Below are 18,681 nucleotides of genomic sequence, written 5' to 3' on the forward strand. Positions count from 1 at the left end.
CGACAACCGCAGGGGGACCCGCATGAGCCTGAACCGCATGAGCCCGTCGGAACGGCAGGCCGCGTATATGCTGATCTTCGCCGGCTGCGAGGCCGAGCCCGAGCGCTTTACCAGCGATCTGCCGGTCAGCTCCGAAGTCTGGCTGCTGTATGCGTCCGGCGAATCGTTCGAGGTGCCGCGCGGCCTGCTGCTGACCCCGCACCACGGCGCCGGCATTGCCGCGCTGCGCGCCGCGGTGCTGCAGCGGCTGCCGGCGCTGGCCGGGCCGGCCACGGACCCCGCCGGCGCGCGCTTCCTTGCCGCCAATGAATCGCACCTGCTGGCGCAGATCGACTTCTTCGACATGCTGCGCCTGCTGCCGCTCACTGCCTGGTGGCATCGCGAGGTGCGCGCGCCGATGGCGAGCATGAAGTGGACGCCCGCCGCGCGCCGGGCGCTGGCGCATAGCCTGACCGGCGATGCGCTGGTGCGCTGGCTGGGCGAGTCGGTGCTGGCCCATGTCGGCAGCGAGGCGGCATTGGCGCGCTTCAAGGACATCGGCTACACCGCGGCGCGTACCCGCTTCGGCGGCCTCGCTGCCCCCGCCGGGCAGGCGCTGGGGCGGCTGGTCAATGTCGCCGCGCAGTACGTCGCGCTGACGCTGCTGGGACTGCGCGACGACAGCTTCCCGCCGGGCGCGCTGACGCAGCGCGTGACGCAGGCCAGCCGCCAGGTGCTCGAAACCCTGTGGGCCTGCCTGCAGGAGGATCATGCGGAGGCCGCCGCGCCGGCCGCCGCAACGGTGGCGGGCGTGGCCGCCGGGGACGTCCCCAACGCCGCGGTCATCGCGCCGCTGTGGCGCATCTCGGTCAACCGGCCGGCGGAGCACGCGGTGTTCGCCTCGCGCAAGACCGTCAAGGCCGACGCCGCCATCCGCGTGTTCGATACCGGCGGGCAGGGCGTGTGCTGGGCGGTGATCGATTCCGGCATCGACGCGCGCCATCCCGCCTTCTTCGATCCGCTCAAGCTGGACGGCCCGCTGCCGGTGCGCGACGGGCTGATCGCGCCGCGCCTGTCGCGCGTGGTCAGGACGCTGGATTTCACGCGCCTGTCGGCGATCACCAGCGGCCGCCTGCCGCCGCTGCCCAAGGGCAAGCGCGCGCCAGACGAGGCCGAGCTGCGCCAGCGCATCGCCGCGATCGCCGATGACCTGGCGCATGGCCGCATCATCGACTGGTCCGTGATCGAGCCGCTGCTCGAGATCAGCCACGACGACCCGGCCCAGTACGTGGCCCCCGGCGGCAGCCATGGCACGCATGTGGCGGGCATCATCGGCGCCGGCTGGCCGGCGTCGGCCTACCTGGCGCGCCCGGACCCCATGCCGCTGCCGCCCGAGCTGGTGGAAGCCGGCGATGTCAGCGGCATCTGCCCGCGCATCGAACTGCTCGACCTGCGCATATTCGACGCGCAGGGCAGGGGCGACGAATTTGGCATCCTGGGCGCGCTGCAGTACGTGCGCTGGCTCAACCAGAGCCGCGACCGGCAGTCGGTGCATGGCATCAACCTGAGCGTGGCGCTGCGCCACGACGTGCGCAGCTATGCCTGCGGCAGCACGCCGGTGTGCGTCGAATGCGACCGCCTGGTGGCCAGCGGCGTGATCGTGGTGGCGGCGGCCGGCAACTACGGCTACGACGAGGCCTACGCCGCCGAACACATGGGCGCCGGCTTCCGCGGCCAGACCATCACCGACCCCGGCAACGCGCGGGCCGTGATCACGGTGGGCGCGACCCATCGCACCGATCCCTATCGCTTCGGCATCTCCTACTTTTCCAGCCACGGCCCCACCGGCGATGGCCGCATCAAGCCCGACCTGGTCGCACCGGGGGAAAAGATCACCTCGACCGTGCCCGGCGGCACGCTGGCTTCGATGGACGGCACCAGCATGGCGGCACCGCATGTGTCCGGGGTCGCGGCGCTGCTGCTGTCGCGCAACAATGAACTGATGGGCCAGCCCGAGACCGTCAAGTCCATCCTGTGCGGCGCGGCCACCGACCTGGGGCGCGAGCGCGCGTTCCAGGGAGCGGGGCTGGTCGACGCGCTGCGCGCGCTGCAGCGCGTGTAGGCCGCGGCCGCAACGTGCAACAAAAAAGCCGGCATTGCCGGCTTTCTTGACGTACGGGAACGGCAGGACTCAGGCGCGCAGTCCGCTGGCCTCGTCGGCGCCCACATGCACGTTCATGCATTGCACCGCCGCGCCGGCGGCGCCCTTGCCCAGGTTGTCCAGGCGCGCCACCAGGTTCAGGCGCTCGGCATTGCCGAACACGAACAGGTCGACGCGGTTGGTGTCGTTGTTGGCCTGCACATCGAAGAAACCGCCGTCGAGGTTGTCGGCGCTGTTGTAAGGCATCACGCGCACGAACTGCTCGCCTTCATAGTGCTGGCGATAGATCTCGACGATCTGCTCCGGGCTGACCTTGCGCGCCAGCCGCTCGCCGAACACCGGCACCGTCACCGCCAGGCCCTTCAGGAAATTGCCGACGATGGGGTTGAAGATCGGTGCCTGCGCCAGCCCGGCCTGCACGCGCATTTCCGGCAGGTGCTTGTGCTCCAGGCCCAGCGCGTAAGGGCGCGGGCTGTTCAGCTTCGGGTTACCGCCGGCCTCGAACTCGGCAATCATCGACTTGCCGCCGCCGCTGTAGCCGGTCAGCGAGAACGCCGACAGCGGGTAGTCGGCCGGCAGCACGCCGGCATCCACCAGCGGGCGCACCGCCAGCACGAAGGCGCTGGCGTGGCAGCCTGGCACCGCGATGCGCTTGCTGGCGCGGATCTTGTCGCGCTGGCCGCGCGCCAGTTCGGGCAGGCCGTAGGCCCAGTTGTCGGCGGTGCGAAACGCCGTGCTGGCATCGATCACGCAGGTATCGGGATTGGTCACCAGCGACACCGCCTCGCGCGAGGCCACGTCGGGCAGGCACAGGAAGGCGACGTCGGCAGCGTTCAGGAAGCGTGCGCGTTCGGCCGGGTCCTTGCGCTTGTCTTCGGCAATGCGCAGCAGTTCCACGTCGGAACGGCCGGAGAGATAGTCAAGCAGCCGGAGACCGGTGGTGCCTTCCTGACCATCGACGAACACTTTGAAAACCATGGCTGACTCGCTCTTTGAAATGCGGGAATGCGAAACATCTCCTGCCGGGCGCAGGAACGAACCCGCATTGTAACGGGGATGGGGGCCTGTCGCAGGCGGGTGTACCGGTTGGAGTCCTGCGCGCTGGCACAGTTCTGGGCTTGCGGGATTTAACCTAGTAGGTTAGTTTGGATGGAGAAGGGGACGGCGCATTACAAGCTGCGGCATGTGAAGGCCCTGCTGCTGGCGGGCAAGATGCGAATGACGTATGCCGCGTACTCCCATGCGGCGATGATGGGCCTGCGCTGGAGCGGAGTCCGCGAAATCCTGGCCCGGCTTGAGCCGGCGGACTTCTACAAGAGCATGACGACGTATGAGGACCACCGGGTCTGGCAAGATGTTTACCGGCCCGTTACGCCGCATGGCGCCCTGTATGTGAAGCTCACCGTGACCAGCGAGGTGCTGGTCGTTTCCTTCAAGCCAAGGTAAATACCCCCAGCGGACAGCCAGAGGAGGCAAGATGAAGTGTCCCGAGTGCGGTGGCGCGGAACTGGTGGCGGACATGCGCGACATGCCCTATACGTACCGCGGTGAAACCACGGTGATTCCCAATGTACCCGGGCAATGGTGCCCCAAGTGCGGCGAGGGCGTGCTGCCCCGTGACAGCGACTGGGTCAGCGATGCCATGCTCGCCTTCAACAAGCAAGTCAATGCCGCGCTGGTCGATCCCGCATATATCACCGAAGTCCGCAAGAAGCTCCGCCTCGACCAGCGCGAGGCCGCTGAAATCTTCGGCGGCGGCGTCAATGCGTTCTCTCGGTACGAAACCGGGCGGACCAAGCCGCCGCTGGCACTAGTGAAGCTGCTGCGGCTGCTGGACCGCCACCCGGAGTTACTGGACGAGATCCGCGCGGCCTGAGAGCGTTGACCCCGCCGTCAGAGCGGAAAGTTATAGTCGATCGACAGCGGCGCGTGGTCGCTGAACTTCTCGTCCTTGTAGATCGAGCAAAGCTGCGCGGTATCGGCGATCTTCGGCGTGGCGAGGTGGTAGTCGATGCGCCAGCCCACGTTCTTGGCGTAGGCCTGGCCGCGGTTGCTCCACCAGGTGTACTGGTCCGGCCGCGGGTCCAGCTTGCGGAATACGTCGACATAGCCGTGCACGTCGAACAGCTGCCCGATCCAGGCGCGCTCTTCCGGCAGGAAACCTGAGTTCTTCAGGTTGCCCTTCCAGTTCTTGATGTCGATTTCCTTGTGCGCGATGTTGACGTCGCCGCACAGCACGATCTCGCGCCCGCTCGCCTTCAGTTGCAGCAGGTGCGGCAGGAACGCTTCCATGAAGCGGAACTTGGCCAGCTGGCGTTCCTCGCCGCTGGAGCCGGAGGGGACATACACCGAAATCACCGCCAGGTGCGGGTACTGCACTTCGACATAGCGGCCCTCGCTGTCGAACTCGGCATTGCCGAAGCCGGTGACGACCCGCTCGGGCTTGTGGCGCGTATAGAGCCCCACGCCGCTATAGCCCTTTTTCTCGGCGTAATGGAAAAAGCCGTGGTAGCCGTGTGGCGCCAGAAACGCTTCCGTCATGTCGGCGGCCTGCGCCTTCAGTTCCTGCACGCAGACCATGTCTGCGTCCTGCTTGCCCATCCAGTCGAAAAAGCCCTTCTTCGACGCGGAGCGGATGCCGTTGAGGTTGGCGCTGATAATCCGTAACATTCGGGGAAATTTTGAATTCAGAGAGAAATGATGACGCAGCAGAACTCGCCCGCCGCCAGCGCGGGTAATGCGGGTACCGACCTCAGCCAGACCTTTATCCGCTTTGCGCTCGACGCGGGCGTGCTGTCGTTCGGCGAGTTCGTCACCAAGGCCGGCCGCAAGTCGCCTTACTTTTTCAATGCCGGCCTGTTCAACCAGGGCGGGATGCTAGGCCAGGTGGCGCAATTCTATGCGAAAACCCTGCTGGCCTCGGGCGTGCAGTTCGACGTGCTGTTCGGGCCGGCGTACAAGGGCATCACGCTGGCGTCGGCGACGGCAGTGGCGCTGGCCGGCATGGGACGTGATGTCGGCTTCGCGTACAACCGCAAGGAAGCCAAGGACCATGGCGAAGGCGGCACGCTGGTCGGCGCGAAACTGCAGGGCAAGGTGGTGATCGTCGACGACGTGATCTCGGCCGGCACCTCGGTGCGCGAATCGGTGAACCTGATCCGCGCGGCCGGCGCCGAGCCGGCGGCGGTGCTGATCGCGCTGGACCGCATGGAAAAGAGCGGCACCGCCGAGCAGGTCGGCACGCATTCGGCGGTGCAGGACGTGCAGCGCGAATTCGGCATCCCGGTGATCGCCATCGCCAGCCTGAAGGACTTGCTGGCCTATCTCGATGCCTCGCAGGATCCGGCGCTGGGCGCGTCGCGCGAGGCGGTGGCGGCCTACCGTCAGCGCTACGGCGTCTGAAACCGTTGATGACGGTGGGCGCTGCCAGCCAGCGCCCGGAGTGCGGGCGGCCTACTGAGGGCTGACTTTCAGACACGGAGGGAGCGCGGCGTGGCGGCAAAAGAGCGGCAGGAGCGGCAGGAGCGGCAGGAACGGGCAGGGCTGCAGGCGGCAACGCCTGCCACCACGGCGGAGTCCGCCGGCAACGGCGAGTCGCTGGCCGAGCGCGGCGCGCAGGTGCGGCCGCGCAAGCCGGTGCGCCAGGCCGCCAAGGCGCCCGACCGGCCCGCGCACGAGGCCTACGCGGTGCGAGCGCTGGTGCTGCAGGGCGGCGGCGCGCTCGGCGCCTACCAGGCCGGCGTGTACCAGGGCCTGGCCGACGGCGGCATCTCGCCCAACTGGGTCGCCGGCATTTCGATCGGGGCGCTGAACGCGGCCATCATCGCCGGCAATCCGCCGCAGCGCCGGGTGGAGCAGCTGCGCGCGTTCTGGGAATACATCTGCGCGCAGCCGTGGCTGCCCAGCCTGTCCTACACCTGGTTCGCCGATGAAGCGGCAAGCTGGCCCGAGCCGATGCGGATCTGGTTCGACGGCCTGCACGCGGCGCGCGCCATGCTGGAGGGGCAGCGCGGCTTCTTCCAGCCGCGCAGCTGGGCGGCGCTGATGTCGCGCTACTCGGACCCGACCCATGCCAGCTTCTACGACACCTCGCCGCTGAAGACCACGCTGGAGCGCTTTGCCGACTTCGACCTGATCAACCATCGCCCCGACCTGATGCGGGTCTCGGTGGGCGCGGTCAATGTGCGCACCGGCAATTTCGCCTACTTCGACAATACCCGCGACAAGCTCTGCCCCGAGCATTTCATGGCCTCGGGCGCGCTGCCGCCGGGCTTTCCGGCGGTGGAGATCGATGGCGAATACTACTGGGACGGCGGGCTGGTCTCGAACACGCCGCTGGCCGAAGTGCTGACCGCGCAGCCGCGGCGCGACGCGCTGATCTTCCAGGTGGACCTGTGGAGCGCGCGCGGCAAGCTGCCGCACGACCTGATCGACGTGGCCGAGCGCCAGAAGGACATCCAGTATTCCAGCCGCACCCGGGCCATCACCGACTACATGCGCGAGCAGCAGAACCTGCGCCGCATGCTCAACGAGGTGATGGCGCTGGTGCCGCAGTCAAAGCGCAACCACGAGTGGTACCGCCGCGCCGCGGAGCAGTCGTGCGATGCGCGCCGCAACGTGATCCAGCTGATCTACCGCGACAAGTCGTTCGAGAACCTGGCCAAGGACTACCAGTTCGGCCCGCTGACCATGCACGAGCACTGGACCAGCGGGCTCGAGGATATCCGCCAGACGCTGCGCCATCCGCAATGGCTGGCGATGCCCAGCCGCGAGCAGCCGTTCGTCACGCACGACGTGCATCGCGGCAACGGCGGCTGAGCGCGTCAGGCGCACGCCGGGCTCAGTCGATCTTGATCTTGGCCAGTTCCGGACGCGCCGGCGGATACGCCGGCTTCAGGTCGGCGAAGACCCGGGTCATGATCTCGGCCACCATCAGGTTGCGGTGCGTCTTGGAATCGGCCGGCACCACGTACCAGGGGCAGTCGGGCGTGCTGGTGGCCATGATGGCGGCCTCGTAGGCGTCCATGTAGGCCTTCCAGTGCTTGCGTTCGGCCAGGTCCTGGGTGTCGAATTTCCAGTGCTTTTCAGGGTCCGCCAGGCGCGCCTCGAGCCGCGACTTCTGCTCGTCGCGCGAAATATGCAGGAAGCACTTGACGATGGTGGTGCCGGTCTCGGTCAGCATCGACTCGAATTCGCGGATCTGGCGCAGGCGCCGCTCGCATTCGGCGGCGTCGATGCGGTGGTGCACGCGCGTGACCAGCACGTCTTCGTAGTGGCTGCGGTTGAACACCACGATCTCGCCCGACTTGGGCACCTGCAGGTGGATGCGCCACAGGAAATCGCGCGCCAGCTCCTCGGGCGTCGGCGCCTTGAAGCCGACCACGCGGATGCCGAGCGGGTCGAAGCTGCGGAATACGCCGCGCACGGTGCCGTCCTTGCCGCTGGTATCCATGCCCTGCAGCACCACCAGCAGCTTGCGGCGGTGCTCGGCATAGAAGATGTCCTGCTGCGCATCGAGCGCGTTGCTCAGCTCGATGATGCGGGCCAGGTCTTCTTCCTTGTTGCCGCACGACAGCGGCTTGCTGCCCGGGTCGAAGTCGGCAAGGCGGAACCGCTTGCCCGAGGAGATGCGGAAATCGTCCAGCGGCATGGGCGCTCCATTCGCGATGATCTGCGGGGTCAGGGAATCGGGCGCCCCGGCACTGCGCTGCACGGCGGGATGAGGACAGGGGCGCGCAGCCCCTATGGTCAGGCCGGCAGGGCCGCCAGGTCAATGCTGCCTTCGAACACGGTGGTGGCCGGGCCGGTCATGCGCACCGGTCCGGCGCCGCCGTCCCAGGCAATGGTCAGCTCGCCGCCATGGGTCTGGACCCGCACCGGCGAATCCAGCAGGCCGCGCCGGATGCCGGCCACCACCGCGGCGCAGGCGCCGGTGCCGCAGGCCAGGGTCTCGCCGGCGCCGCGCTCGTAGACGCGCAGGCGGATGGCATGGCGGTCCTTGACCTGCATGAAGCCGGCGTTGACGCGGTTCGGGAAGGCCGGGTGGTGCTCGATCACCGGGCCGTCCTGCAGCACCGGGAAGTTCTCCACGTCGTCCACCACCTGCACCGCATGCGGGTTGCCCATCGATACCGCCGAGATCCATTCGGTGCGGCCGTTGACCTCGAGGCCGTACAGCGTGTCGGCGCCTTCGGCCTGCGTCGGCAGGCCCTGCGCGCGGAACGGCACGCGCACCGGCTCCAGCTCGGGCGCGCCCATGTCCACCGTGACCTGGCCATCGTCCTGCAGCGTCAGCGTGATCACGCCGTTCATCACCTCCACGCGCACCGAACGCTTGTCGGTCATGCCCTGCTCGGTGACGAAGCGCACGAAGCAGCGCGCGCCATTGCCGCAGTGCTCGACCTCGCTGCCATCGGCATTGACGATGCGGTAGCGGAAGTCGACGTCCGGGCGCGTCGGTTTCTCGACGATCAGGATCTGGTCCGCGCCCACGCCGAAATGCCGGCTGGCCAGCGCGCGCCACTGCGCCGGGGTCAGGTCGATCTGCTGGTGGATGCCGTCGAGCACGACGAAGTCGTTGCCCGCGCCATGCATCTTGGTGAACTTGAGTTTCATGGTGAAGATTGTAGCGGCGCGGCGCCGGACCTGCCGGCGCGCTCCTCGGTAGCGCTCAGTAGATCTCGGGCTCGCCCGGCAGGCGGTGCTTGAAGCGCTTGTGCACCCAGTAGTACTCGGGCACGCGCGGGCGGATGCAGTCCTCGAAAAAGGCGTTCATGCGGCGCGTGTCGTCGGTCACGCTGGCGCCCGGGTAGTGCTCCCAGGGCGGCAGCACGCGCAGCACGTAGCCCTGGTAGTCGGGCAGCATCTCGGTGTAGATCGGCACCACTTTGGCACCGGTCAGGCGCGCCAGCCGCGATACCGAGGTCAGCGTCAGCGCCTGCACGCCGAAGAACGGCACGAACTCCGAATCGCGCTCGCCGAAGTCCATGTCGGCAATCAGCTGCATCGCCTCGCCCTTCTTCAGGCAGCGCAGGATGTCGCGCGCGCTGTCGTTGCGCGAAATCATGTTGGCGCCGAAGCGCCCGCGCGCCTGCTTCAGGAAGGCGTCGAACAGCGCGTTCTTCTGCTTGGTGTAGAGCGACGCGCCGGAGCGGCCGACATGCTCGCGCAGGTGGATGGTGAGCCGGATCGCGCCGGCTTCCACGCCCGACAGGTGCAGCGTCACCAGGATATGCGGGGTGCCGTCCAGCGCGACCAGCCCGGCCTGATCGTCGATCTGCACCCAGCGGCGCATCTGCGCCTCGTTGCCGGTCCAGAAGATGCCGCGCTCGGCAAAGCTGCGGAACAGGATGCGGAAGCTCTGCCGCGACAGCGCGTCGATCTCGGCCTCGGTCCGGTCCGGGAAGCACAGGCGCAGGTTGGCCTGCACCACCCGGCGCCGCTCGCTGGGGATGTGGTACAGCAGGCTGCCCAGCGCCTCGCCGAAGCGCGCCACGAACGGATAAGGCAGTTTGCCCAGCACGGTCAGCAGGCCGATGCCGAGCCAGGTGAACACGCGGCTCATGAAATCGATTGATCGGTGGCCGGCCCGGTATCGCTGCTTGCGGTGCCCGGCACATCCGGGGCGCCCGCTCCGGCGGGTTGCTTGTAGCGGTTGTAGGCCCACAGGTACTGGGTCGGGCACAGCCTGACCAGCGCCTCGATGGCCTGGTTGATGACGGCGGCGGCGGCGGCCGGTTCGTCCGGCAGCATGCCGCCCTGGTTGATCACGCGCAGGTGGCCGCGGTAGCCGGCGCCGCGCGGCAGCCGCTCGGCGAACACCGCCACCACCGGCGCGCCGGTCAGTTGCTGCAGCCGTTGCACCAGCGCCATGGTGTAGGCGGGCTTGCCGAAGAACGGCGCCCAGTTGCCTTCGCCGCCGCTGGGCACCTGGTCGGGCAGGATCCCCACCGCCTGGCCGCGCTTGAGCGCCTTCACCAGCATGCGCACGCCGCGCGGCGTGGCTGGCGCCATGTGCATGTTGGGCCGGGTGCGCATCTTTTCGATCCAGTCGCGCAGCCACGGCTGGTGCGGCGGCTTGAACAGCGCGGTCACCGGGCGGTGCAGCGCGTGGGATTGCGGCAGGACTTCAAAGCACCCCAGGTGCGGGGTCAGGATGATGATGCCCTTGCCGCGCGCCTGCAGGGTGGCCAGCTCGGGCCACAGGTGGTCGTCGAAGCCGTACAGCTTCGCGCCGATCCGGCGGCGGCTCCAGAAATAGGGCATCTCGATGATCATGCGCCCGGCCGAACGGGCGGCTTCGTCGATCATCGCCTCGGTGGCGTCGGGGAAGGCGAGCCGGAAGTTCTCGCGCAGGCGCTGGCCATAGCGGCCCGGCAGCCGCGCGATCAGCAGGCCCAGCGCGCCACCCGCGGCCTGCAGCAGCCGCAGCGGAAAACGGGAGATCAGCCAGAATAAAAAAGTCATCAGGCGTGGAAAGCAGGTCCAGGCAGGTCCGCCGCGGGTCTGGGCCGGGATCAGACGGGCTAGCAGGCGTGGGTCCCGATGGCGGTAATTCAATTCCGCGAGCGGCTTGCCGTTATCCGGCAATCGTCTGACGAACACAGCGGGGAAGGTGTCGTACCGCACCCCTGTGGCGCTGCAACGACGCCTGCAGGCGCGTATAATAGCGTGTATCGCCGAGTTAACTGACAACTTGCGGGGCGATGCGGCTCTCACCGGGCTGCCTGAAATACCGCTAAAGCGTCGCCGCCATGAACCGAACAGGCTGGCACGCAATAGCCAACCTGGAGAACAAGTTCGTGGCAAACGACTTCCTTTTTACTTCGGAATCCGTCTCCGAAGGCCATCCCGACAAGGTCGCCGACCAGATTTCCGACGCCGTCCTCGACGCCATCCTGGCGCAGGACAAGTACGCGCGTGTGGCAGCTGAGACGCTTTGCAACACCGGTCTGGTGGTGCTGGCCGGGGAAATCACCACGACCGCCAACGTCGACTATATCCAGATCGCGCGCGACACCATCAAGCGCATCGGCTACGACAACACCGAATACGGCATCGACTACAAGGGCTGCGCCGTGCTGGTGGCCTATGACAAGCAGTCGCCCGACATCGCCCAGGGCGTCGACCGCGCCTCCGACGATTACCTGAACCAGGGTGCCGGCGACCAGGGCCTGATGTTCGGCTACGCCTGCGACGAGACCCCGGAACTGATGCCGTTCCCGATCTACTACGCGCACCGCCTGGTCGAGCGCCAGTCGCAGCTGCGCCGCGACGGCCGCCTGCCCTGGCTGCGTCCCGACGCCAAGTCGCAGGTCACGGTGCGCTATGTCGACGGCAAGCCGCACAGCGTGGACACCGTGGTGCTGTCGACCCAGCATGCCCCGGACATCACCCAGGCGCAGATCCGCGAAGCCGTCATCGAAGAGATCATCAAGCCGGTGCTGCCGGCCGAGATGCTCAAGGAAACCAAGTACCTGGTGAACCCGACCGGGCGCTTCGTGATCGGCGGGCCGCAGGGCGACTGCGGCCTGACCGGGCGCAAGATCATCGTCGATACCTACGGCGGCGCCTCGCCGCACGGCGGCGGCGCGTTCTCGGGCAAGGACCCGTCCAAGGTCGACCGCTCGGCCGCCTACGCCGCGCGCTACGTGGCCAAGAACGTGGTGGCTTCCGGCCTGGCGCGCCAGTGCCAGGTGCAGGTCAGCTACGCCATCGGCGTGGCCCGGCCGATCAACGTGACGGTCTATACCGAAGGCACCGGCAAGATTCCGGACGCGAAGATCGCGGAACTGGTGCAGGAGCATTTCGACCTGCGCCCGAAGGGCATCGTGCAGATGCTGGACCTGCTGCGTCCGATCTATGAGAAGACGGCTGCCTACGGGCACTTCGGTCGTGAAGAGCCGGAGTTCTCCTGGGAAGCCACCGACAAGGCGGCTGCGCTGCGCGCGGCTGCCGGGCTATAAGCGCCGCCCAGCGCGCCAGCCGTCCTGGATGGCAAGCCCCGCCGGCCCGCAAGGGCCCGCGGGGTTTTTTGCGCGGGTTTGATCCGGGTCCAGCTGCCGCGTGACGCCGGTGCCACGCCCGGCGCACGGAGTAAAATTCCGCCACGCCCTGCCGCCGCCGCGGCGGCCACCTCCAAACACTGGTAACCGTTCCCAGAGGATGCCATGTCCGAAGCGCCTGTCCTTGCCCCGTCGACCACCGCCCGGCCGCCTGCCGCCGGCCAGCTCGACCTGATCCGCCCGCAGCCTTATACCGAGTGGGCGCCCGAGGTCAGCGCCGAAGCGCGCGCCACGCTGCGCCGCGAACTGGAGCAAGGCGCGGTGCTCTACTTCCCCCACCTGAAGTTCCATTTCCAGCCAGGCGAAGAGCGCTTCCTCGACAGCCGCTATTCGGACGGCAAGTCCAAGAACATCAACCTGCGCGCCGACGACACCGCGGTGCGCGGCGCGCAGGGCACGCCGCAGGACCTGGCCGACCTGTACGCGCTGATCCGCCGCTACGCCGACAGCAGCGAGTCGCTGATCCGCACGCTGTTCCCGGAATACATCCCGCACATGACGCGCGCCGGCACCTCGCTGCGCCCCAGCGAGATCGCCGGCCGCCCGGTCAGCTGGCGCAAGGACGACACCCGCCTGCACGTCGATTCGTTCCCGTCCAACCCGATGCTGGGCAAGCGCCTGTTGCGCGTGTTCCACAATATCGACCCGGCCGCGCCGCGCGTGTGGCGCGTGGGCGAGCCGTTCGGCGACTTCGCGCAGAAGTTCGTGCCCAGGACCCACGGCATGTGGCCGGGGCAGGCGGCGCTGATGAAGCTGCTGCATATCACCAAGCGCCGCCGCTCGGAATACGACCACCGCATGCTGCAGCTGCATGACCTGGCCAAGGCCGACCTGGACTACCAGGCCAACGTGCCGCAGCAGGAATTCCACTTCCCGCCGGGTGCCACCTGGATCGTCTTCAGCGACCAGCTGCTGCACGCTGCCATGCGCGGGCGCGCGATGATGGAGCAGACCATTTACCTCGCGCCGCAGGCGATTTCAGACCACACCCATTCGCCCGAGGCGGTGCTGTCGCGCATGCTCGGGCGGCCGATGCTGGTGTCGTAAGCGCAGGCCTGCGCCAGGCTACGTTCAGCGCAGCAACAGGCGCAGCATGGTGTCGAAGGTCTTGCCGTAAGGCGGCTTGAGCAGGCCGGCGCCATTCAGGCTGGCCTGCTGGAACACCGGCTTCACCTTCGAGAAGGTATCGAAGCCCGCCTGCCCGTGATACGCGCCCATGCCGCTGGCGCCGACGCCGCCGAACGGCAGGCCGTCCTGGGCGATATGGAACAGGGTGTCGTTGACGGTCACGCCGCCGGCGACAGTCTGCCTCATCACATGGCCGATGGCGCCGCGGTCGCGCTCGAACACATACAGCGCCAGCGGGCGCGGGCGCGCGTTGATGTAGTCCACGGCTTCGTCGAGCGTGCGGTAGGTCACCACCGGCAGCACCGGCCCGAAGATTTCCTCGCGCATCGCGGTCACGCCTTCGGGCACGTCCAGCAGCAGCACCGGCGGCAGGCGCCGCGCCTGCGCGTCCGGCTGCGCATCGGATAGCGGCACTACTGTCGCGCCCTGGGCCGCGGCCTCGTCGACCAGCCCGGCCAGCCGCGCGAAATGCCGCGGGCTGATGATGCTGGTGTAGTCGGCATTGCGCGCCAGGTCGGGATAGAGCCGGCGTACGCAGCGGCGCGCCGCCTCCACCAGTTGCCCGCGCAGGTCCTCCGGCACCAGCACATAGTCCGGCGCGATGCAGGTCTGCCCCGCGTTCATCAGCTTGCCCACCAGGATGCGCTCCACCGCGCGCTCCAGCTCGGCGCCGGCGCCGATGATGGCGGGCGACTTGCCGCCCAGCTCCAGCGTCACCGGGGTCAGGTTGGCGGCAGCCGCGCGCATCACATGGTGGCCGACCGCGGTCGACCCCGTGAACAGCAGGTGGTCGAACGGCAGCGCGGTGAAGGCGCTGGCCACTTCGGCATCGCCGTTGATCACCACGATCTCGTCCGGGGCGAAGTGCTGCGGCACCAGCTGCGCGAACAGCGCCGCGAAGCGCGGCGTGTATTCCGACAACTTCACCATGGCGCGGTTGCCGGCCGCCAGCGCGCCGGCCAGCGGCCCGACGGTCAGGTACAGCGGATAGTTCCACGGCACCACGATGCCCACCACGCCGAGCGGCTGCGGCACCAGGCGCGAGCGCCCGGGGCGGAACCAGAACCCGGTCGGCGCGCGCCGCACGCGCATCCAGCGCTTGCCGTGGCGCAGCGCGTCGTCGATGCCGGCGAGGCTGGGGAATACCTCCAGCAGCGCGGTTTCCTGGCGCGGACGGTTGGTGAAATCGGCGTGGATCGCGGCGGCGATTTCGGCCTGGTTTTCGGTCACCAGGCGCCGCAGGCGCTGCAGGCGGTCGGCACGCACGGTCCACGCGGGCAGCTGGTCGCGCCGCGAAGCGGCATGCATCGCACCGAAGACGGACGACAGGTCGGGCACTTCTCGCATGGCTGCGCTCCTGGGTTTGCGCGCACATTGGCGCACCATCGCGCACGATAAGTCAGCGCGCCGGCCAACACAATGGAAGCCTGCCACCAGGTGGCCAATTCAAACGCCCGTCCGCCGCGCGCGGCTTTCGTTGCCGCGACCCCTGTCGGACACCATCAGCGCTTCTCCGGCCGCCAAGCCAGCGCCTACACTGAATCTCACGGCTTGCCATCCGCTGGACGGACAGGGCGCGCGCGCCGGCGCAGCCCGGCTCACGCATGCGCGCCGCCTGCGGAATCGCGGGGGAGACAGATGGAAACCACCTATGACTACGTCATCGTCGGCGCGGGTTCGGCGGGCTGCGCGCTGGCGGGGCGCCTGGCCGACAGCGGCGACGACACCATCGCGCTGGTCGAGGCCGGGCACCACGACCACCATGTGCTGGTGCGCACACCCGCCGGGCTGGCCGCGATGCTGCCGCGCGCGGGCGCGCGCAACTACGGCTTCCAGACCGTGCCGCAGCCTGGCCTGAACGGCCGCCGCGGCTACCAGCCGCGCGGGCGCGGGCTGGGCGGCAGTTCGTCGCTCAACGCCATGATCTACACGCGCGGCCGGCCCGCCGACTACGATGCCTGGGCCGACGCCGGTTGCGATGGCTGGGCCTGGGACGACGTGCTGCCGTACTTCCGCCGCGCCGAATGCAACGAACGCCTGGCGGGCAGCGATGACGATCCGCTGCACGGCGGCAACGGCCCGCTGCATGTCAGCGACCTGCGCACGCCCAACCCGTTCGCCGAGCGCTTTATCGAGGCCGCGCAGCAGGCCGGCTATCCGCGCAACGACGATTTCAACGGCGAAGAGCAGGAGGGCGTGGGCTGGTACCAGGTCACGCAGCACGCGGGCGAGCGCTGGAATGCCGCGCGCGCCTACCTGCACGGCGGCAACGTGCGCGACCGCGCCTGCAACGGCGGCCGGGCGCGGCTGCAGGTGCTGACCGACACGCAGGCGCTGCGCATCGTCTTCGAAGGCCGCCACGCCGCCGGAGTGCTGGTGTTGCGTGACGGCCGCCAGCAGCTGCTGCGCGCGCGTCGCGACGTGATCGTGTGCGCGGGCACGTTCGGCTCGCCGCAGCTGCTGATGGTCTCGGGCGTCGGTCCCGCCGCGCACCTGCGCGAGCACGGCATCGACGTCGTGCATGACCTGCCCGGCGTGGGCGCCAACCTGCAGGATCATCTGGACGTGGTGCTGCACAAGCGCACCGCCGTGCCCGAGCTGTTCGGGGTGTCGTTCGGCGGCGTGGCGCGGCTGCTGTCCGAAATGCTGCGCTACCGGCGCGAGCGCGCCGGCATGATGTCGAGCAACTTCGCCGAGGCCGGCGGCTTCGTGCGCAGCCATCCGGCGCTGCCCGAGCCCGACCTGCAGCTGCATTTCGTGGTCGGCCTGGCGGACGACCATATGCGCAAGCTGAATCTCGGCCACGGCTATTCCTGCCACGTATGCCTGCTGCGCCCGCGCAGCCGCGGCGAAGTGCGGCTGGCCGCGGCCGATATCCGGCGCGCGCCGCTGATCGACCCGAAGTACCTGAGCGACGCGCGCGACCTCGACGACATGGTGGCCGGCGTGCGCATCGTGCGCAGCATCCTGGCGCAGCCGCAGCTGGCGTGCTTCGGCGGGCGCGAGCTGTATACGGCCGGGCTGCGCGCCGATGGCAGCGACGATGCCGCGGTGCGCGAACTGGTCCGCGCGCGCGCCGATACCATCTACCACCCGGTCGGCACCTGCCGCATGGGCATGGACGCGATGGCGGTGGTCGACCCGCAGCTGCGCGTGCGCGGCGTCGAGGGGCTGCGCGTGGTCGATGCCTCGGTGATGCCCACGCTGATCGGGGGCAACACCAATGCGCCCGCGATCATGATCGGCGAGCGCGCGCACGACCTGATCCGCTATGCGCCGCGGGTGATGCTGCGGGTGCTGGAGTCGATGGAAGCCTAGCCTTCGAAGCCGCGCGACGCCACCCGCGCGAGCGCATCGGCATCGGCATCCAGCGTGCCGAACACGCGCCCGTGCTGGCGCCCGAGCCGGCTGGCGACGAACAGTTCCGCGTTCTCGTGGTCGGCATGCGCCAGCATCAGCGCCGCCTGCGCGGTCAGCACCAGGCCCTGGGCAAAGCGGCGGGCATTGGCCTCGAGCTGGTCGGCGGGCTCGCGCAGCATGGCCTGCAGCGAGGCCAGTTCGGCGCGCACCGCCGGGTGGCCGCCGGCGCGGCGCGACAGGTCCTGCAGCAGGCGCGCGCCATCGTCGGGGTTGCGCTGGAGCGCGCGCAGCACGTCCAGGCACATGATGTTGCCCGAGCCTTCCCAGATCGAATTGACCGGCGCCTCGCGGTACAGCCGCGCCATCGGGCCTTCCTCGACATAGCCGTTGCCGCCCCAGACTTCCATCGCCTCGCCGGTGGCTTCGAGCGTGCGCTTGCAGACCCAGAACTTGGCCGCGGGCGTGACCACGCGTTTCCATGCGGCGGCCAGCGGATCCTCGTCGGCGTGCGCGAAGGCGTGGCCCAGTTCCATCATCAGCAGCGTGGCGGCTTCGGATTCGAGCGCCAGGTCGGCCAGCACGTTGCGCATCAGCGGCTGGTCGCACAGCAGGCGGCCGAAGGCGCTGCGGTGGCGCGTATGGTGCAGCGCCTGCACGAAGGCCGCGCGCAGGATCGCGGCGCTGCCGATCACGCAGTCGAGCCGCGTGCTGGTGGCCATCTCGATGATGGTCGGGATGCCGCGGCCTTCCTCGCCGATCAGGATGCCGGTGGCGTCGCGGAACTCGACTTCGCTGCTGGCATTGGAGCGGTTGCCGAGCTTGTCCTTGAGCCGCTGGATCTGCACCGCGTTGCGGCTGCCATCGTCGCGAAAGCGCGGCACGAAGAAGCACGACAGCGGACCGTCTTCTGCGCCCATGCGCGCCACCACCAGGTGCGCATCGCACATCGGCGCTGAGAAGAACCACTTGTGGCCGGTCAGCGCGTATTCGGCGCCGCGGCCTTCGCCGCCGGCGCCGTGTAAGGGGCGCGCCACCGTGGTGTTGGCGCGCACGTCGGAACCCCCTTGCTTCTCGGTCATGCCCATGCCGACCATGATCGCGGTCTTGTCGCGCCACGGCAGGTCGCGCGCGTCATGCCCGGTCGCGTACAGGCGCGGTTCCAGCTCGGCGAACAGCGCGGCTTCCTTGCGCAGCACGGGGATGCTGGCAAAGGTCATGGTGGGCGGGCACAGCGAGCCCGATTCCACCTGCGCCTGCAGGAAGTAGCCCGCGGTGCGCGCCGCCCACGCGCCCGCGCGCGGTTGCGCGAACGGCAGCGCCTGCAGCTGCTGGCTGCGCAGCAGCCCCAGCAGCGCGTGCCAGCCGGGATGGAACTCGACCACGTCGATGCGCTCGCCGGTGCGGCTGTGGGTGTGCAGCTCGGGCGTATGGCGGTTGGCGTCGGCGGCCCATTGCTGCACTTCCGGTTCGCCCAGCCGCGCGCCGAACTGCCGCAGCGTGTCGGCGTGCCAGCCGCCGCCCAGGCGCTCCAGCGCGGCCCGCAGCATGGGATCGCGGTCGAACAGGTTGTAGTGCGCGAGATCCGGCACCTGGTTGAAGACGCGATGGGTGGCGGCGTCGGTCATGATGTCTCCTGGATCGGGGCTGGCCGTTTGCTTGCATGGTAGAGCACTTGGAGCACCTGGAGCACTAAACGAACGTGGGGCCCGCGTGAGTGCAGGGTCGTCCGCCTGGCGTAGGCTTTTGCGATGCAGCATGCGCGATTCGATACCTTTCTGCACAGCTGTGGCACCACCCCCGATGGCCAACTGGCACTGGCGCCCACCGGTGCTCTGTGCTTAAATTCACCCCGTTGGATGAAACAGGGGTGCCGTACGGATGGGCCGTGCGGCTGAGAGAGTCCCTTCGAACCCGATCCGGTTAGTACCGGCGTGGGAAGTTTCAGCAAGACCAAGCCTCTTGTCCCACCGGGACTCGCCACCTCGCCCA

The 18,681-nt window shown here is 68.7% G+C and carries 16 protein-coding genes and 1 riboswitch; of the genes, 8 read left to right on the forward strand and 8 right to left on the reverse strand.

From position 1 onward, the window contains the following. Positions 1–22 precede the first annotated feature (22 nt). Positions 23–2,101, forward strand: a complete 2,079-nt coding sequence (locus CBM2594_RS02160) for a S8 family peptidase (RefSeq protein WP_116355403.1) — start codon at positions 23–25, stop codon at positions 2,099–2,101. Between the two features lie 69 nt (positions 2,102–2,170). Here CBM2594_RS02160 and argC read toward each other — a convergent pair whose 3' ends face one another. After that, positions 2,171–3,118, reverse strand: a complete 948-nt coding sequence (gene argC / locus CBM2594_RS02165; protein ID WP_116355404.1) for an N-acetyl-gamma-glutamyl-phosphate reductase — start codon at positions 3,116–3,118, stop codon at positions 2,171–2,173. Between the two features lie 171 nt (positions 3,119–3,289). On the opposite strand from argC, the gene CBM2594_RS02170 reads away from it, so the two are divergent. Further along, the gene (locus CBM2594_RS02170) at positions 3,290–3,586 is read left to right on the forward strand and encodes a type II toxin-antitoxin system MqsR family toxin (RefSeq protein WP_116355405.1); all 297 of its coding nucleotides are present in this window, start codon (positions 3,290–3,292) and stop codon (positions 3,584–3,586) included. Positions 3,587–3,617: 31 nt separating this feature from the next. Then, positions 3,618–4,016: a type II TA system antitoxin MqsA family protein gene (locus CBM2594_RS02175; protein WP_116355406.1), complete on the forward strand. Its 399-nt coding sequence runs from the start codon at positions 3,618–3,620 to the stop codon at positions 4,014–4,016. Positions 4,017–4,033: 17 nt separating this feature from the next. Here the strand turns inward: CBM2594_RS02175 and CBM2594_RS02180 are convergent, their stop codons facing one another. Then, complete coding sequence (locus tag CBM2594_RS02180) at positions 4,034–4,810, reverse strand: exodeoxyribonuclease III (RefSeq protein WP_116355407.1); 777 nt, start codon at positions 4,808–4,810, stop codon at positions 4,034–4,036. A gap of 27 nt (positions 4,811–4,837) precedes the next feature. On the opposite strand from CBM2594_RS02180, the gene pyrE reads away from it, so the two are divergent. After that, the gene (gene pyrE / locus CBM2594_RS02185; protein WP_174078190.1) at positions 4,838–5,542 is read left to right on the forward strand and encodes an orotate phosphoribosyltransferase; all 705 of its coding nucleotides are present in this window, start codon (positions 4,838–4,840) and stop codon (positions 5,540–5,542) included. 90 nt (positions 5,543–5,632) lie between these two features. Beyond that, positions 5,633–6,958: a DUF3734 domain-containing protein gene (locus tag CBM2594_RS02190; protein ID WP_116355408.1), complete on the forward strand. Its 1,326-nt coding sequence runs from the start codon at positions 5,633–5,635 to the stop codon at positions 6,956–6,958. Between the two features lie 22 nt (positions 6,959–6,980). Here the strand turns inward: CBM2594_RS02190 and CBM2594_RS02195 are convergent, their stop codons facing one another. The 4 genes from CBM2594_RS02195 to CBM2594_RS02210 form a co-directional block, all read right to left on the reverse strand. Continuing rightward, positions 6,981–7,790 (reverse strand): polyphosphate kinase 2 family protein, encoded by an 810-nt coding sequence (locus CBM2594_RS02195; RefSeq protein ID WP_116355409.1) that lies wholly within the window; start codon positions 7,788–7,790, stop codon positions 6,981–6,983. Positions 7,791–7,888: 98 nt separating this feature from the next. Then, a complete protein-coding gene (dapF, locus tag CBM2594_RS02200; RefSeq protein ID WP_116355410.1) occupies positions 7,889–8,755 on the reverse strand; it encodes a diaminopimelate epimerase in 867 nt (288 codons plus the stop codon). Between the two features lie 55 nt (positions 8,756–8,810). Continuing rightward, a complete protein-coding gene (locus CBM2594_RS02205) occupies positions 8,811–9,704 on the reverse strand; it encodes a lipid A biosynthesis lauroyl acyltransferase (protein ID WP_116355411.1) in 894 nt (297 codons plus the stop codon). Continuing rightward, positions 9,701–10,606 (reverse strand): lysophospholipid acyltransferase family protein, encoded by a 906-nt coding sequence (locus tag CBM2594_RS02210; protein ID WP_116355412.1) that lies wholly within the window; start codon positions 10,604–10,606, stop codon positions 9,701–9,703. Before CBM2594_RS02210 ends, CBM2594_RS02205 begins: the two co-directional genes overlap by 4 nt. A gap of 335 nt (positions 10,607–10,941) precedes the next feature. Here CBM2594_RS02210 and metK point away from each other — a divergent pair, with 335 nt between their 5' ends. Together metK and CBM2594_RS02220 are read left to right on the forward strand one after the other, a co-directional pair. After that, positions 10,942–12,105 carry a methionine adenosyltransferase gene (metK, locus tag CBM2594_RS02215; protein ID WP_116357655.1) on the forward strand — a complete coding sequence of 388 codons (1,164 nt, stop codon included), beginning with the start codon at positions 10,942–10,944 and terminating at the stop codon, positions 12,103–12,105. Positions 12,106–12,309: 204 nt separating this feature from the next. Beyond that, entirely contained in the window at positions 12,310–13,251 is a 942-nt protein-coding gene (locus CBM2594_RS02220; protein WP_116355413.1) for a Kdo hydroxylase family protein, read from the forward strand. A gap of 24 nt (positions 13,252–13,275) precedes the next feature. On the opposite strand, the gene CBM2594_RS02225 is transcribed toward CBM2594_RS02220, so the two are convergent. Beyond that, on the reverse strand, positions 13,276–14,679 hold the full coding sequence (locus CBM2594_RS02225) for a coniferyl aldehyde dehydrogenase (RefSeq protein WP_116355414.1): 1,404 nt from the start codon (positions 14,677–14,679) through the stop codon (positions 13,276–13,278). A gap of 291 nt (positions 14,680–14,970) precedes the next feature. On the opposite strand from CBM2594_RS02225, the gene CBM2594_RS02230 reads away from it, so the two are divergent. Further along, positions 14,971–16,650 carry a GMC family oxidoreductase gene (locus tag CBM2594_RS02230; RefSeq protein ID WP_116355415.1) on the forward strand — a complete coding sequence of 560 codons (1,680 nt, stop codon included), beginning with the start codon at positions 14,971–14,973 and terminating at the stop codon, positions 16,648–16,650. On the opposite strand, the gene CBM2594_RS02235 is transcribed toward CBM2594_RS02230, so the two are convergent. Continuing rightward, positions 16,647–18,317 carry an acyl-CoA dehydrogenase family protein gene (locus CBM2594_RS02235; RefSeq protein ID WP_116355416.1) on the reverse strand — a complete coding sequence of 557 codons (1,671 nt, stop codon included), beginning with the start codon at positions 18,315–18,317 and terminating at the stop codon, positions 16,647–16,649. The two genes, CBM2594_RS02230 and CBM2594_RS02235, sit on opposite strands and share 4 nt — an antisense overlap. A 228-nt stretch (positions 18,318–18,545) precedes the next feature. After that, a riboswitch (TPP riboswitch) is annotated at positions 18,546–18,647 on the forward strand. The last annotated feature ends 34 nt before the right edge of the window (positions 18,648–18,681 follow it).

Origin of the sequence: Cupriavidus taiwanensis, assembly GCF_900249755.1 — a bacterium.
GTDB classification, from domain to species: domain Bacteria; phylum Pseudomonadota; class Gammaproteobacteria; order Burkholderiales; family Burkholderiaceae; genus Cupriavidus; species Cupriavidus taiwanensis_D.